Source organism: Paenibacillus sp. Y930, assembly GCF_056786375.1.
The window spans coordinates 121,402-137,477 of sequence record NZ_JBXCIX010000003.1; the positions used below are offsets into that span (position 1 = coordinate 121,402).

Sequence of the window (16,076 nt, forward strand, 5' to 3'; positions counted from 1 at the left end):
ACTTCTAGTTAATGAAAAGCACATCGAAAGCATATCCCATTTTGCTATGCAGCCTAGCCCATCTTCTTACGCGATAAATAAATCCCCATAAGGAACGATAGAAAGATCATCGTAATCATATGCAGTATCATTTCGCGGCCTGATTGGTCATGAAAGTAGTAATATAACGATTGCTCGCGATTGTACTTGAAATTTATAACGATAAATAAGAGCAGAAATAATATTGGTGTAAAGTTAGCAATTCTTATTTCTAATAGCTGATGTCTTTCCTGCTCATTAGCCCGCCTTGCAGCTCTCATATCTTGAATCAATTGTTTTAAGCTGCTTGATATTGTAACGCCTTCCTGCAACGCTACCTTAATCATTTGCACAAAATAATCTGCCCATATATGACCAAGCGAATTAGCGAAAATATCTAAGCTTTCCTCGTCATTATCACGCACGCACAAATTACGATATAGCTGCTCAAATATCCCTTTCATCGGTCCAGCAATTCTATTCTCTTCAATGACCTTGGCAAGCGCTATTTTGATCTGACGTTCTCCTGTTATAAGATAACATTGGTAGAATAGTTCTATTGCTGGCAGGAAATCAATCTGTGCCTCTAGCTGGCGATGAATAAGTAGCATTCTGAGCGTCATATATGGTATTCCTGCAACCATTGCCGAGCATAATATGGCACCCTTCATCGAACCGAACAGATACCAGCCGAGTACGCCCCCTACAAGTGCTATACTTAGTAGCCAGTGAAGGAATCGTTCTCCACTAATCGATAATCGTAATGTTTGTAGCAGATGATCGAGATAAGTAGTTAACTTGTGTACTAATTTTTGTACCCATGATCGATGATGTAATATTGGAGCTGTCATTACTGGCGTAAGCCGACTTTTACGACGCTGTCTTGTGAAGACGATCAGTATTAATTTCTCGATCATATACATAAGTAAAATAAACAATACTCCCACAATCGCTAGCGTCATCACATGAAAAATCATTAACCTACCCCTTCCTCAATATGAGGTAGCTCCTGACGTATATAATTCCAATGAATCGTCCATTGATCTTGCTCTGGATCATACGTTACCCAATCTGTTACGCGAACATCATTATTATCCCAGTGCAATCTTCCTATTCTTGTAATGATACGTCTCCCATTAACAAGTTGAAGTTGAATTCCAATCTCTGTCACGAACTGGGTAATTCGCTTAGCTAGACGATTAGCATCCATGCCCCTGCCATCAAGCATACACATATCAACAATCGCTTCGGGAACATCCTCTAACTGATTAGCATGTACGGTTGTCATACTTCCATGATGTCCCCGAGTGCAGGCGCGCACATAGATGTTCGCATCATCATCCCGTATTTCAGCATGAATAATACGCTGTGGAGATTGCCGCAGAGCTAGCTTGAAAGCTTGATTCGAGCTATGCAAATAATCATCTTCATTAATTTCATATTCGATAATATTACGATTCGGATAATCTCTACTAATCATCATTTCATAACGACCTTCAATCGTTACCAATCTTTCTTCAGCTGGCAGCTCTGCGATGCAGGCTTTCAGTAAATTTGTTTTCCCAGTATTCGTTGGCCCGATAAGCACCAGATTATAACGGTTTTTCAGTATTAATTGGAAAATAGTAAGCATACTCGGAGACATCATTCGATAAGGAGCAGCAGCTAATTGCGAGAGGGGAATATTACGGAGCGTGTAGAAGCGAATCGTCAACGTCGGAAGCGCAGTATATCCATGCCCTGTAATGGTTACACGTGAACCATCTCTCAACATAACTTCCGCCCACCGCTTGCGCATATTAATATGATCGTTGTTGAATAGCACCAAATTTTGTTGAATTCGTTCTACCTCTTTCAATTGTTCGAAGCGATATGGAGAAAGGCTTACTTCACCACGTATAATCGTATATATATTCGTACCTACCACTTGAATTTCCTCAAGCCCATCCGTATCTCTAATAATAATTTCTAACACATGCATTCCCACCACCTCGGAAAATATTGCTTCAGCAAGCGAGGGATATGGATGCTCATAATGTTCAATTTCATTAATATGAAGCTTTAACAATCGATCTGTAATAATGTTCAATATATACTGCCTTGCTGCTGGAAATCCAAGTACTGCTTGATTTAATGATTCACTATATTCTCTTCTTTCCTCCTCACTGAGGCCGCGCGGCGTACTCAAAAAACTACGCATCTCATTGCATAATGTTTGAAATTGAAGGGATGATCCATTATCTTTTGGCTCAAAATCAACCTTTGCTTTGTGGCGAGACATAAATTCGATTGCTGAAAATCGTTTAATCTCATTGTCCGTCATATGAAATCACTCCTACAACTTTTTATTGACTTACTTATGAACAACTTGCTAATGAAAAGTAACCTCGGAAGCAGCACTTAACTTTTTATTTTGCTAATGATGACTTCATTTTACGTTGCCATATCATTTGCACACTTTTCCATGCTCGTTGCTTTTTCAATGTATATTGCTCAGGCAGTAAGTTAATCGATAATCCAACCAACCAGTTGCGCCCCTCCGAAGTTTCAGTTAGCCAGTAATCTAGCGCGCCCTCATCTAAGCTGGAAAATAAGGACGTGGGAAACAGTACATCTCCAATGACTTTCAATTGCAATTCCGCTTCAATTTCTTGTGTTGTAAATCCTGAATATTGTTTACTCTGTCTAATGACAAGGGCATGAACACTCTTATCGCTTAGTCCTAGTGAATGAGACATTGTTCCATACCAGCCTTTTGTATCTTCTTGAAAATGTGAAAGCGCATTTGTCGTAACTAGCACAATCTCATCTGCTTGTTGCATACTGCATAGACTTCCGGCATTATCCCAATACGCATTGCAATCAATAATGACATAATCATAATGTTCCTTGGCGGTAGCTACTAGTTGTCCTATATCTTCATCGCTGAAATATTCCGCCATCTCTCGGTAACGATTGCCAAGCAATAGATGTAATTGCGGTCTTGATGATGATATTGTCATCGCATTCATAAGCATAGTTGAGGTGAGTGAATGGGTACGTAAATGTGGGAGTAATTCATCGACTGTTGCTTGCGTTGGGGGAATGTTCATATAGCGGTGTAGCTTTGAGGATTTGAAGTTCATACATAGAAATGCTACTTTACACTCTGTGACTTCAACGATACGATATGCCGTAGCAAGTGCACATACCGTCGTGCCAATGTTCGGTGTCGTGCCAATAAATGATAACACTCGGCCTACATGCTGCTCACTGCCGTTACCTCTATTCATCATTGATCTGTCCTTTCACCAATTGCGGTAAAGAATGATAAGCAATAACGAGCTTAACATCACCCGTGCGACAAAGATTATCAATATACAACCACTGTTCTTCTGTAAGATTGACATTGATGTATTCAATCATGCCGTTAGCAATGCGCCTTGAGGCATACATTTGTTCAGCGTTGCCACGAACTAGCGCATTTTTCCCTTCCTCATCTGGAGCAGCTACTTCAAGATTGGATCCCGTTTTCACTGATGCAACGATAATATCTTGCTCAAATATTTTTGTTGGTGCAGCTTCTGCCCCCGAACTGTAGATCCAGACCGCATCTCCAGCACGGATACCATTAGATACTGATTTGATATAATCTTTCGGAATTTGGAAGGTCGCCTCATGTTCATTCGGGTGAAGTGCATAACGATTAAGCTTCCATTGCAATACGGGTTCATCACTACCAAGCGGAACGATCGCTTCTTGTCCAATAACATCTGCCTTGTTGAACACCATTTCTGCTGTAGCTAATGAAATTGGTATAGACAACATCTGCAATTGTTCCTCCTTAATCATCTGCCCTGCTTCAATAAATTGGCCAGGTACAACAACTTCAATCTGCTCCTCTGCTTGAATACGTTCAAATTGCAGAAGATATAATCCGTATACTAACGCTGCCGAGATGATAGCTGATAGTAACGTGACAAACAGCTTTCTACTTCTTAACATATCATTCCTCCTCCAACTTTTTGTTACATCTTGATGAACCTCTCGTATACAAAAAGTACATCGGAAGCATACACCCACCTGTACATAACAAAAAAGAACGCATGCCACTATCGGTATCGATAGATAGGTATGCGTTCTTCACATATTTGTATCAGGTTTTATTTTCATTATAACTAATTTCCCTTAATATGTCTATTCTAAAAATCAATTAATCCTACACTTATTAATAATGCATCATCAACCTTGCGCATCGTCTCATCATCTAAATGTGTAATTTTATCCGTTAGTCGTTGTTTGTCAATCGTGCGAATTTGTTCAAGAAGAACAACTGAATCACGATCGAACCCATGTTTTTCAGCATCCATCTCAACATGAGTAGGTAATTTTGCTTTTTGAATCTGTGCAGTAATAGCCGCAACAATAACTGTAGGGCTAAAGCGATTACCAATATCATTTTGTATAACTAGAACAGGTCTAACTCCACCTTGCTCAGAGCCAACAACTGGTGACAAATCAGCAAAAAACACATCTCCGCGTTTTACGATCAATCTCTACACCCCACTAACAAGACGACCCAAAGTATGGTCTGCTTCTTCCTCCGCTTGAAAAGCTTCTGAAGCAATATTCAAGTTAATTCTTGCCATTTCCATATAGCCACGCTGCATCTTCTCACGTATTTGTCTCTTTTTGCGCTCGATCAAATACAGCTTCATTGCTTGGCGAATGAACTCGCTGCGATTTGATTTTTCAGTTGCGACAATTCCATCAACTTCTTCTAACAATTGATCGGGCAAACTGATCATTATCCGCTTTGTATTATGAATATTGGCCACAGAATTCGCACCTCCAAAACTTTTCCAACACTTTACTACACATTATGACATAAATATAACTTTTCTATACTTGATCATATATATGTAATGAATATATCAAGTATGCTATATCCAACGATATATGGAAAGGATCGGGATAATACTTTACCCATTATGTTTGCTTAAAAACTACATGTAAATTTTTCCTCTTTACATATATTATTGATTTATTTTTCCATAGTACTCTCATATTACACTACAATGGTGCCTATAAGCTATAGATTATTATTGATAAAATCATCCAATTTCACTAATTACGGAAAATGCAACTTTTTAAGATGCATCATCTATCAAGTTTCGGAGCTAACAAAGGTACTTTTCACTTATTTGCTCCACTTGCATAGTGGAAAGAACTAATCACTAGTGAAAAAGCGATAGCGTTCGTTTTTGTCCTCGGATTTATACCACTATTCCCTTTACAATAAATCCGAGGACAACGGCGATTGGAACAGTGATTAGTTCTTGGAGCGGACTCCGATTGATTATATACCATTAGATACTGCAATCACTTGACCTTGTTCGATATAACGACGCGGTACACGACTTGCAATCATACAAGTCAATTCATAATTAATCGTGCCTAATAATGCAGCGATCTGTTCAGTCGAAATCGTATGCTCGCCTTGCTGACCAATAAGGACAACCTCTTGATCAAGCAACGATTCAAGCGGATATGCTTTTAACTTATCTAGCGACACCATACATTGATCCATGCAAATTGCACCTAGAACAGCAATCCGTTCACCTTGTAATAATACTTCTACTTTACCAGACAGCATGCGACTGTAGCCATCTGCATAACCAATTGGCAATGTTCCTATCCACTCTGGCTCATCCGTTACATATCGTGCGCCGTAACTAATTCCCCAATCGGCTGGAGCTTCCTTAACATATACAATTTTAGTCTTTAAGCTAAGCACTGGCTTCAATGCGATATGATCCTTATTCACTTCCTCTGACGGATACATGCCGTACATCGCTATTCCTAGACGAACCATATTGCCAGCCCACTGTGGAGTGTCCATTCCCCCAGCACTATTGGCAGCATGAATAATCGGTATATCCCAGCCTTCATCTCTAACATGGCTTTCAATCGCATGAAAACGATCATATTGAAGTGAAGTATAAGATTTATCCGCTTCATCCGCTTTGGAATAATGTGTGAAAATCCCTTCTACTTGAATAGTTGAAATAGCCATCGCCTGCTCGATAAATGAGATTGCTTCCTCATATCCCAATATGCCAAGTCTACCCATGCCCGTATCGATTTTCACATGAACCTTCAATCGCTTGCCAGCTATTGCCTCCATAGCTTGAGCGGCTTGAAGTTGATCCTCCCGATATAAAGCAATTGTCACATTCTGCTCCCTTGCTAATGACAAATGCTCTGGAGCTACAAAGCCAAGCACAAGAATCGGTAATTGAATCCCTTCCTTACGCAGCTGCAACGCTTCATCAAGAAAGGCAACTCCCAAATAATCGACGCCATAGCGTTCAACTGCTCTTGAAATTTCTACTAGACCATGGCCATAAGCATTCGCTTTAACTGATGCTAATAATCGTGTACCTTCTTTTAATTGTGATTTTACTGCTTCTATATTATGATGCAACGCATCTAATGATATGTCGGCCCATGTAGGACGATAAAACGCACTCAATTACTCCACCTACCTTTAGAGGATGTTCAAAAAACGGACTTTGATAACGATGGGTATGCTAACGTAGCATACTCGACATCGAATATGAAGTGAACTTGGAAAGTACGGTTCGCGTGTACCAATAACGTACACTTGCGCTTCCGCCTTTCTCAAGTAACACTCCATCTTCTCGATTCTGAAAGCCCGATTTTTGAACTTTCATTTTATGAGGATGTTCAAAAAACGGGCTTTGATAACGTAGTAATGCAGGATGTTTAATCGGCACTAATAGTTGATATGTTACCCCTAGTCATGTAACGTGTCAATGTTAATCTGTGCGGTTGAACCTCACTATGATTTTGATACGATATAAGCGTCTTTCTTCATTATATAGCAAAAAGCTAGCTCATTGAATCGAAGATATACTTCGATCTTTAAGCTAGCTTTATCTACTTTATTTGGATACTTCAGCAAGAACGGATTGCGCAACTTTAATCATTTCAACTTCTGGTAGATCCGCACTACTTAGACGGTATTGATTACCAAAGTACGTCCAAGATAATGTATGCACATTATCACCAGATGTAAGCTGAGCTATCGTGAAGCCTAGATCAACGAAATCTCCTGGGACTAATGTTGTTGCCATATCTTTCGCTTCCGTTTGAATCAATGTGTAATTATAGGTACCTGCAAAGCGTGTCATCACACCTTGATTGCCAGCGTACTCAATATCTGTCATATCCTTCTCGTTAACACCTAATGGTGTGTGTGTGGGTCCCATAACCGTAAATGATTGTGGAGTTGTTGGTGCGATACTCGTTGCATCGTCATCCTCGCTCAAATCTGTGCCATGACCTTCCTCACCCGTTGTAGATTGTTCAGTAGGAGCTCCAGTTTTTGGATCAGTACTAGTGTCACCGTCCACATTACCTGTCTCAACTCCTACGCCATCATCACCAGGAGCAAGTGTGTCTACATCATCTTTATTTGGATCAACCGTTGTTGGTTGTTGCTCAGTTACATCGCCAGATTGTGCCTGCATATTAGATTCTGTCTTGAAGAATCCTTCAGTAAACGTCGGATTGAACTCGAATGTATCAAATTTCACGTCTACAAGTACAGTCGCGTTCGTGTCGCTAACTTCTACTTGCATCGGTTTATAATCATCTTGGCTTAACCAAATCTTTTGTCTTGCAAGTGATGTACTGTTGTATTTCGCCATAACATCAAATACATAAGCATCATCTGTCGTTGTAAATTGACGGGAACCATCAAGTAGAATACTTTGTACTAATGTTTGGTACAAATATACTTGGCCATTTTTTTGCGGCCAATCACTTTGGAAGCGGAAAACTTTGTTTTGCTTTGGCGTTAATACGAACACACCTTCATCATTGCGAAGCACGATTTGCGTAATATCTTTGTCTGCATTTGTCAGCTTAATGCGGTAAGCCTCTGGTTTGGCATAAGAAACTTCCACCTGATACACTTGCGGTTGCTGACCATTATGTAAGGTCATCGTGCCTGTGCCACTGTAACCTTCCATACTATTCAAAAATTTGTCCAAATCCTTTACCACGGATTCGGCATCTTTCGTCCCGCATGCAGATAACACTAGTACCATACTTAGTATAATTGCCGCGATCCATGTCATACGACGCATGAAATCATCCCCTCACACCTTGTTTTTTAACTGGCTTATACATACTATGTGGGGACTTGGACATTTATGCGGACAAAGTTGACGAGCTGGTAAGATTATTTTTAAAGGGCTGTTATGCCTGCAACTATATCAACGCATCATCTGTATACACAAAGAAAGCCCACCACAAGGGCAGACTCAATATGATGGAATATAATATTATTTTAATGACATGTCTTATATGCTTACTTTTTACGTAAACTCCTCAGGATATGAACGAATAAGTCAATACAAAGCACAACTCCTAGACTCAAAAATATGATACCATACCAAAAATGAGCACCTGTTTGCTGAGTTACTTTATATAAACCTATTAATACCGAAAAAACAATGCACAAAGAATGCTTAATAACTTTATTCTTATCAATCTCTTTCACAGCTTGTCATCTCCATCTAATGTCAAATACTGATTTACTTAGTGTATAACTGATTCGAATACGTCTGTGTTGTAATTTTATTAAACTTTATAGTAATATCCTTTGTATTTGTATAAGTAACTCTAGCCCTGATTTTCCAAGTATCAGCTTTATTAAAGTAACTTGATGATATACAACAGAAAAATGATCTATCATAACGTTTATCAAGACTCGACTTTTTTATAATCACGTTTATCATATCAAAAATACTCTCTTTATTGTATATCTCTAAAGTAAGAATAAAATCATATTTTACATTTGAAAAGTCACACCAAACATAAAATACTTCTCGAAGATCGTTAATGACGCTGGTTCTTTGACGAGGTAGATATTTGTTCTGTTCAGCATTAAACTCAATATCGAAACAACAAAACAGATCTTTTATAACAATTTCATTATTAAATATATTTTGTTTGCATATTGATGTAATAGTATCATTATCAATAACAAACTGCTGGGAATCATCTGGGATCACAAAAAAATCATTAATAATGTAGAAGAATTTTTCGAAAGGGGACGATATTTGTTCAATACATCTCCATTCTCCATCATTAATAGGAGTAAGTTCAGTTCTCGATTCATTAACAAGTAATTCAACTTTATGTATCGGCATTTCTTCGTTATTGTATATAAATTCTTTTTCCAAAATTAATTCCTCCGAATATTAAGAGAACTTGAGATATGTTTTTTAATTTACTGACTATTATCTCAAGTTATGTGGATTTATTGTTGACCAGTTATATACTTTTGCTGAGCACCATTGGGAGAATAGTAGCTTTCAATCATGTTATATCCTGTTCGTACTGCTACCTCAATTGCTCCACCTTTGAGAGCCGAGGTAACATTTTTCACTACAGCTTTACCGAGAGGTACATTATTTTTATTCGATTCTGCCATAGAAGTGCCAAAACCAATTGCTGAACCAGTAATACCAGTATCTTTTAATGCTTTCTTAAAAGGGTCAACGGCAAGATTTTTCACTGTAGCCGTAATATCACTTTTAGCATTATTAACTGTATTTGTAACAGCCTTTGTAACCTGGTTAATATTCTGTTTTATTTTTTCTGGAATTGGTAAAATACCAAATGCCATGTTACCCCTCCTATTCTCAAGTTCTCTCAAAAAAACTATAACATACACAAAAGATATCTTAAACCATTTTTTTATATTTATTGCAATTATTACAAATAAGTGGACCACTCTTCCCCTTATCAGAAAACACAATGAGGTAGAGAGTTAAATACTCCGCAATTACGGTAAGGTACAATTTCTGTTCTAGTGAAAGCCCTCACGCTTGACATCCTTCTGTAGTTAAGCAGTACACAGCGAGACCTCAAAAGATAGTTTCCTTATTCCAAAGGCACTTCTCCAGTATGAACGTAGCTAAAGTGTACACAGAAAAGCCTTCGATGTTATCGAAAAGCAGGTCGCTAGTAGAAACGCTACCCCTTTTATCGCTAAGGTTGCTACTTTAGGGTTGGATACTCCGCATGATACTTTCTACAAGCGTGGCACAGCGGTGTAATGGCTAGTTGCGTTTTTGTCGTACAGCCAACGCTGGTGTAGTACACGATAGCCTTCACTTGAAAGTGTTTCCAGATTTCACACTCAGCTTTTGCTTCCAGTCTTGGTATCTAGCTTTCGGTCTTGGTCAGCCCCTTTTGCAAGTCAACTACAGCCACTACACAGTACACTCGCCCTTACTACAGCGTCCCGAAGTAGCTCCCACCGAAGTTGCATAAGCAACATAAGCTTGCATAGGGCTTTTCTTAAACCTCAGTTCCGCTCCCGTCGATTCAGCATAAAAATCATAAACCTTTTAAGTTCAAACGCTATCCCCAAAGAAACAACCCCACCTAAAAAAATAAAGATATTTCTTTTTTGTTTATGTATTTTATGCTTTTTATGCAAGCTCGTTCCCACCTATACAGAGATATGTGTATGTGCTTATGCGTTTTATGCTGTAATGCTGTAGACGCTTTTTCGAGTGTTTCTCATGTGCTATATGCCTCTGTAGTCGCTGAGTTTGAAGGGGCTGAGGGGGTGGACTGAAACGGACGGAGCAGACGAATGGTGTAGTGAACCCCTAGCCTTAGTTGCTCCAAGTGCAAACGACCTGCAAACTGAAGAGTTAGCCGAGGCGACCGACTAGAGTGGGTTTGACTGCGTGACGGTGGGGGTTCAGTGGTTAAAAACAGCTATGCGGACTGGTTGTGAGCTTGGCTAATTTTTTTTGCTACATTGTATATATGTAGTTGTTGAAAGTAATTTATACTATGAATATAATAATAAGCTTTTTTAATCATGTTAATATGATATAGACATTTTACATGTTAATATGATAAAGACATAATATTTGAAAGAGGGTAAAACTATTGGTATCGAAGCTAGAGGCATATATAACATTAGTTTGCACTTCGGGTGTATTGAATTTGTCTATACTAGTCTATACTTTTTGGAAGAGACATCATTATACAAATATCGCTAAATTGTTCATGTGGAATACATTAACTTCAATGATTTATTGCTTTGGCTATGCCTTTAGCTTAACATCCACTTCGTTAGAACAGCTTAGATTTTGGAATGTTGTACAGTATGTTGGGCTGCCATTTTTCCCTCCATTAGGATTATTGTTTGTTATGCAATATTTAGGATTTAAATTAACAAAAAAAAGAATAATCGTTTTACTTATCATGCCTTGTCTTACTTTACTCATCAATGTAACAAATGAACTCCATCATTTTTACTATAGATTATATGATATCCATTCGGTTCTTGGGGCTCCATATAGTGAGATTGAATATGGGGTATGGTTTGTTGTACATAATATTTACATTTTTAGCTGTATGTTAGCTGCGTTCTTATTACTACTTTCACGTTGGAAGGAAACAGTTAGTACATATAAACCTCAATTATTTGCCCTCATCTGTGGTCAATTGCTTCCAGTAGTGACTGCATTTTTATTATTCATAGGAGTGACACCCGATGGTATCGATCCTGTACCAATGGTTATTTGGTTTTCTTCTGTTTTGTACCTTTGGTCTATTACTAGCTCTCGAATGTTATCAATTATGCCAGTTGCTAAGGAAACAATCTTTAATAGTATGAATGATGGTGTAATTGTGCTTAATGATAGCTATCAATTAATCGAATATAATCATGCTTGTAAAAATATGTTTACTGCATTGGATCGATCAACGTTAGGGCAGCCATTTGATCACGTTTGGTATATGCTAACGGATCAATCATTCCCTGTTCAATTAGATACGATATCAGATAAATTGAATGTTACGATTCATCAAGCTAATTATATTTATCAGCTACGTATTTCTATGCTTCAGCAATCAAATAATAACTCTGGCTTACTAATTATATTTACGGATATAACAGAGCTACATACATTACAACAAAAGTTAGAGCAACAAGCCTATTATGATGAGCTTACGCAAATATACAATCGTCGTGCCTTTTTCCAACAAAGTGAGCAAGACTTAATGAAAGTAAAGGGTAATCTGTCATCGTATACGCTTATTCTATTTGATATTGATTTTTTCAAAAAAGTGAACGACACTTTTGGACATCAAACCGGAGATCAAATACTAGTACATGTGGCTCAAATATGTAAGGCTGAGCTTGGAGAAGATATGCTATTTGCTAGATATGGTGGTGAAGAATTCGTACTCGCTATAGCTGGATATACATTAGTTGAAGGGGAAAACTTCGCTAATCACCTTAGATTTTGCATTGAACACAATCCTCTAGTTGAAAATAAACGAGTTGTATCAGTTACCTCCAGTTTTGGAGTATCCGTAACGACAGGAGCTATGGATGAATCAATCTATCAGCTTATTCAAAAAGCTGATGAAGCACTGTATGCTGCCAAAAGAGCTGGTCGAAATCAAGTAAAAGTTTTTACTGAAAAGTACGAATTTGTGGAATAGTACAGCAAAATTTCAGTGGTTAAAAGCAGCTATGCGGACAAAGTTGACGAGCTGGTAAGATTACTTTCTTCTATACATGTATAGATTCAGATCAAGGATCGCATGATCACCAATCATGGGTGAGAGCATAATTGACAATGAACGGATTAAACAAAAATTAGCTGACAAGAGTCCAGTAAAATACCGAAATCTTGCCAGCCGATTAGCTACATAATAAACACTCTAACTTTAAGCGGACACTACCAAATCTACTTTATAAACTGCGCCCATTCATTGTAAATTAAGAAATTTTGAAAGATTGAATGATCTCTTCGCTTGTTGTCTTCCATTCTTCTAATTGCTCCTGTAAGCAGTTGAAGCTAACTAAGACCAACTCGCCGTCAACAACGGTAAATAGCATAGAATTGTAAATACTAGCATTATCTCCTTCAACTTCAACTACAAAAGAGAGATACCCTGCTTTCTTACCATTCATTTCAACAATGCCATCCTCCATCCACTCTGTTGCAACGGGTTGATACATTGCGACCATCTCTTCTTTAAGTGCTTCAAGGTCTTCCTCGTTCATCGGACTGCCAGTCTCGCTCAAAGCAACGTTAATGGTGCCTTCTTCATTCGTATAGACCTCTTTCGGAGCGTTTCCGGAAGGATATTTGACTTGTTTCATCTCATCGGACATGATGATGAATTGTTCAGGAATACTGATCGTAGCAAGGCCAGACATAACGCTTTGCTCTTTGAGCGCGATTGCTCCTTCAGGTGTCGCAGTTTCTTCTGCCGAGGTTTCCGGCGTAGGAGAGACCTCTGTGTCAGCCACAACTTCAATAGGTGTAGGTTCATTCGCTGAATCACTTTTGTTTTGGGAGCATCCTGTAACAATGAGTGCAAATGCGGTAAAAACGATAACAAACAGCTTTTTCATAATAATTTCCTCCACGTCTCTATCTTTTATTTCCATCCAGCTGGGATGTAAGGATTAAATCCTCAACTTATGATATCGACAAATCATAAGTTGAATTTAATACTTTTCAAGGAATACATACAAATTATTACTTTTGCACTATTTTATATTCGGGTCATTAGTCTAATACTAATCATTTAATAGATGCGTTGCCACTAGTGTTGCATTTATGCTATGTTAATAATCCATAATTTTCAATTTAATCAAAACTAACTCATAACATTCCTTTACAATAGATATGGTAGTAGCACGACCCTCGCCTACCTAAAATTATTCTTACATGCTCAAATTCAACAAAGAGATGGGCTGCGCGAAATTGTATTTTCGGAATTGGTTTCACAGATTTGCCAGTGGATAGGTTTGGTCTCGGTAGTAAAGGCTACTCTCTGAAAGTTATCTTCATTTCTTAGATCCCTGAGTTCATTGATTTACGACGATCACTCGTAGTTTCTCTTAATCGTGGTAAGGATTGCTTTTCCTGCAAGTAGTGATACATGTAGGTGGTGAAATGTAGCATATGAAGGGTTTGGGAGTGTATGTAGGTGATTCTTATATATCCATTCTTATAAAGGTTTTGTATATCAATTATCAGGTAAGGACCCGTTGCAAACCAATATCATTAACCGCATAGAGTTAAATTGAAGTAAATTAAAGCAATATAAAATAAAACATCTTCAAACTAAAATTCTTTGTTAGAATTCCAGCTTGAAGATGTTTTCACGGCATAAGTATCTAATTATACATACTTAAGATATGACATTTTCACTCCAACTTAATTCAAGAAGAAATTACCTTCAACTTCAAAAATATCATCTTGATTTAGACGATCAACCTCTACGATTGTACGTGGAGGATATGGACCATCTCCCCATAGCTCTTGTTGAACCTGATTCACTAGTGGACGATAACGATTCATATCTGTTAAGTAAACAATAATACGAGTTGTATCTTGTAATGTAGCACCTTCTGATTCAGCAATCAGCTGCATGTTTAGGAAGGCCTGCTTAATGCGCTCATAATCACCTTGTACTAGCTGATTTGTTGCTGGATCAATACCACGCATACCTGCTACATATAGGTGATCATCTGCTACAGTTGCAAGATTCCAAGTACCTGTTGTTGTAATAGCCCCTTCAGGGAATATTGTTCTAACTCCATTTGGTGAAACATTCGGATCATCAGTAACGATTAACTCACCATCTTCTGGTGCATAGAACGTACCTTCTACCTCAAAAATATCATCTTGGTTTAGACGATCAACCTCTACAATCGTACGTGGAGGATATGGACCATCTCCCCATAGCTCTTGCTGAACCTGATTCACTAGCGGACGATATCTGAACATATCAGTCAAATAAACCACGATACGAGTCGCATCCTGAAGAGAAGCTCCTTCAGACTCTGCGATTAGCTGCATGTTTAGGAAGGCTTGCTTTATTCGCTCATAATCTCCATCTACAAGCTGATTCGTTTCTGGATCAATACCACGCATACCTGCTACATAAACCATATCTCCAGCACGTGTGCCCACATTCCAAGTACCAGTAGGTGTAATAGCTCCTTCAGGGAACAACGTAATAACACCATTCGGTGAAACGTTCTCTGTAGATGCTTCGATCGCTTCATAATTATCATCTTCTGCTACTGCTTGCTTATTATTTGGGTTAGACTTTCCGTTAGACTCATTTTTATGCTTAGGGCCTTTTGGACCTTTAGGGTCTTTTGGAGATTTATTTCCTTTACCTGGCTTTTCTTTTTCCTCTTTATCAACTACATTTTCACTATTAATAGGGGCGTAGAATGTACCTTCAACCTCAAAAATATCATCTTGATTCATACGATCAACCTCTACAATGGAACGTGGAGGGTAAGGACCTGCTCCCCATAGCTCTTCTTGAACTTGATTAATTAGCGGACGAAAGCGATACATGTCTGTAACATAAACAATAAGACGTGTTGCGTCTTGAAGAGTGGCGCCTTCAGATTCAGCGATTAGCTGCATATTAAGGAATGCTTGCATTATTCGCTCATAATCTCCAACTACAAGTTGGTTCGTCGCTGGATCAATTCCCCGCATACCCGCAACATTCACAAAATCACCTGCACGAGTACCTAAATTCCAAGTACCAGTTGGGGTAATTGCACCTTCAGGATAAAGGGTTTTTACTCCTGTATTAGAGTAAGGAACACCTTCTTGGGCAGTCACCAATGATGTTGCAGTGCCAGCCACTAAAAGTTGGATAGCTAATGCTCCTGTTAATACACGTTTTAACATCGTGCTTGTCTTTTTCTTCATTTACACATTCTCTCCCTAAACTATTACATTATTTTTGTGACATTTGATAAATTTAATGATAGACAAGTAATAAGTCAATGTTAATACGAATATATTCACAATATTTCCATTTATATTTCCATAATCATACTATAATTATCATTAAATATGATAAGATCACAGTTTTTTCATTGATTTATTATGACAAATGAAATACACTCCAAAAGTTGGATTGACAATTCAAACTTAATACCTACTATTAATACTTTT

At 38.2% G+C, this 16,076-nt stretch carries 13 protein-coding genes; 1 reads left to right on the top strand and 12 read right to left on the bottom strand.

The window, feature by feature from the left end; translation table 11 throughout:
• Nucleotides 1–53: 53 nt before the first annotated feature.
• From AC1TO5_RS09640 to AC1TO5_RS09685, 10 genes are all read right to left on the bottom strand, one after another.
• Nucleotides 54–995: a hypothetical protein gene (locus AC1TO5_RS09640; protein WP_482062600.1), complete on the bottom strand. Its 942-nt coding sequence runs from the start codon at nucleotides 993–995 to the stop codon at nucleotides 54–56.
• Nucleotides 995–2,341, bottom strand: coding sequence for an ATPase, T2SS/T4P/T4SS family (locus AC1TO5_RS09645; RefSeq protein ID WP_482062601.1), 1,347 nt, complete (start codon nucleotides 2,339–2,341; stop codon nucleotides 995–997). Before AC1TO5_RS09645 ends, AC1TO5_RS09640 begins: the two co-directional genes overlap by 1 nt.
• Nucleotides 2,342–2,426: 85 nt before the next feature.
• On the bottom strand, nucleotides 2,427–3,293 hold the full coding sequence (locus AC1TO5_RS09650; RefSeq protein ID WP_482062602.1) for a CpaE/TadZ family protein: 867 nt from the start codon (nucleotides 3,291–3,293) through the stop codon (nucleotides 2,427–2,429).
• Nucleotides 3,283–4,002: an SAF domain-containing protein gene (locus AC1TO5_RS09655; protein WP_482062603.1), complete on the bottom strand. Its 720-nt coding sequence runs from the start codon at nucleotides 4,000–4,002 to the stop codon at nucleotides 3,283–3,285. The genes AC1TO5_RS09650 and AC1TO5_RS09655 overlap by 11 nt, the downstream gene beginning before the upstream one ends.
• Before the next feature lie 197 nt (nucleotides 4,003–4,199).
• Nucleotides 4,200–4,550, bottom strand: coding sequence for a type II toxin-antitoxin system PemK/MazF family toxin (locus tag AC1TO5_RS09660; protein WP_213514971.1), 351 nt, complete (start codon nucleotides 4,548–4,550; stop codon nucleotides 4,200–4,202).
• Between the two features lie 3 nt (nucleotides 4,551–4,553).
• Nucleotides 4,554–4,835, bottom strand: coding sequence for a CopG family ribbon-helix-helix protein (locus AC1TO5_RS09665; protein WP_258200484.1), 282 nt, complete (start codon nucleotides 4,833–4,835; stop codon nucleotides 4,554–4,556).
• Between the two features lie 521 nt (nucleotides 4,836–5,356).
• On the bottom strand, nucleotides 5,357–6,532 hold the full coding sequence (alr, locus tag AC1TO5_RS09670) for an alanine racemase (RefSeq protein ID WP_482062604.1): 1,176 nt from the start codon (nucleotides 6,530–6,532) through the stop codon (nucleotides 5,357–5,359).
• 433 nt (nucleotides 6,533–6,965) lie between these two features.
• Nucleotides 6,966–8,174: a LolA family protein gene (locus AC1TO5_RS09675; RefSeq protein WP_482062605.1), complete on the bottom strand. Its 1,209-nt coding sequence runs from the start codon at nucleotides 8,172–8,174 to the stop codon at nucleotides 6,966–6,968.
• A 450-nt stretch (nucleotides 8,175–8,624) separates the two neighbouring features.
• Nucleotides 8,625–9,275 carry a hypothetical protein gene (locus tag AC1TO5_RS09680; RefSeq protein ID WP_482062606.1) on the bottom strand — a complete coding sequence of 217 codons (651 nt, stop codon included), beginning with the start codon at nucleotides 9,273–9,275 and terminating at the stop codon, nucleotides 8,625–8,627.
• Nucleotides 9,276–9,352: 77 nt separating this feature from the next.
• Complete coding sequence (locus AC1TO5_RS09685; protein ID WP_482062607.1) at nucleotides 9,353–9,721, bottom strand: hypothetical protein; 369 nt, start codon at nucleotides 9,719–9,721, stop codon at nucleotides 9,353–9,355.
• 1,283 nt (nucleotides 9,722–11,004) lie between these two features.
• Here AC1TO5_RS09685 and AC1TO5_RS09690 point away from each other — a divergent pair.
• Nucleotides 11,005–12,570: a histidine kinase N-terminal 7TM domain-containing diguanylate cyclase gene (locus AC1TO5_RS09690; protein WP_482062608.1), complete on the top strand. Its 1,566-nt coding sequence runs from the start codon at nucleotides 11,005–11,007 to the stop codon at nucleotides 12,568–12,570.
• Nucleotides 12,571–12,850: 280 nt separating this feature from the next.
• Here the strand turns inward: AC1TO5_RS09690 and AC1TO5_RS09695 are convergent, their stop codons facing one another.
• On the bottom strand, nucleotides 12,851–13,492 hold the full coding sequence (locus AC1TO5_RS09695) for a DcrB/PsbP domain-containing protein (protein WP_482062609.1): 642 nt from the start codon (nucleotides 13,490–13,492) through the stop codon (nucleotides 12,851–12,853).
• 811 nt (nucleotides 13,493–14,303) lie between these two features.
• A complete protein-coding gene (locus AC1TO5_RS09700) occupies nucleotides 14,304–15,827 on the bottom strand; it encodes a RidA family protein (protein WP_482062610.1) in 1,524 nt (507 codons plus the stop codon).
• Nucleotides 15,828–16,076 lie beyond the last annotated feature (249 nt).

Coding starts and splice junctions, on each gene's coding strand:
- AC1TO5_RS09675 (WP_482062605.1), bottom strand. CDS start 8,174: ATGCGTCGTATGACATGGATCGCGGCAATTATACTAAGTATGGTACTA.
- AC1TO5_RS09700 (WP_482062610.1), bottom strand. CDS start 15,827: ATGAAGAAAAAGACAAGCACGATGTTAAAACGTGTATTAACAGGAGCA.
- AC1TO5_RS09640 (WP_482062600.1), bottom strand. CDS start 995: ATGATTTTTCATGTGATGACGCTAGCGATTGTGGGAGTATTGTTTATT.
- AC1TO5_RS09645 (WP_482062601.1), bottom strand. CDS start 2,341: ATGACGGACAATGAGATTAAACGATTTTCAGCAATCGAATTTATGTCT.
- AC1TO5_RS09655 (WP_482062603.1), bottom strand. CDS start 4,002: ATGTTAAGAAGTAGAAAGCTGTTTGTCACGTTACTATCAGCTATCATC.
- AC1TO5_RS09650 (WP_482062602.1), bottom strand. CDS start 3,293: ATGATGAATAGAGGTAACGGCAGTGAGCAGCATGTAGGCCGAGTGTTA.
- AC1TO5_RS09685 (WP_482062607.1), bottom strand. CDS start 9,721: ATGGCATTTGGTATTTTACCAATTCCAGAAAAAATAAAACAGAATATT.
- AC1TO5_RS09695 (WP_482062609.1), bottom strand. CDS start 13,492: ATGAAAAAGCTGTTTGTTATCGTTTTTACCGCATTTGCACTCATTGTT.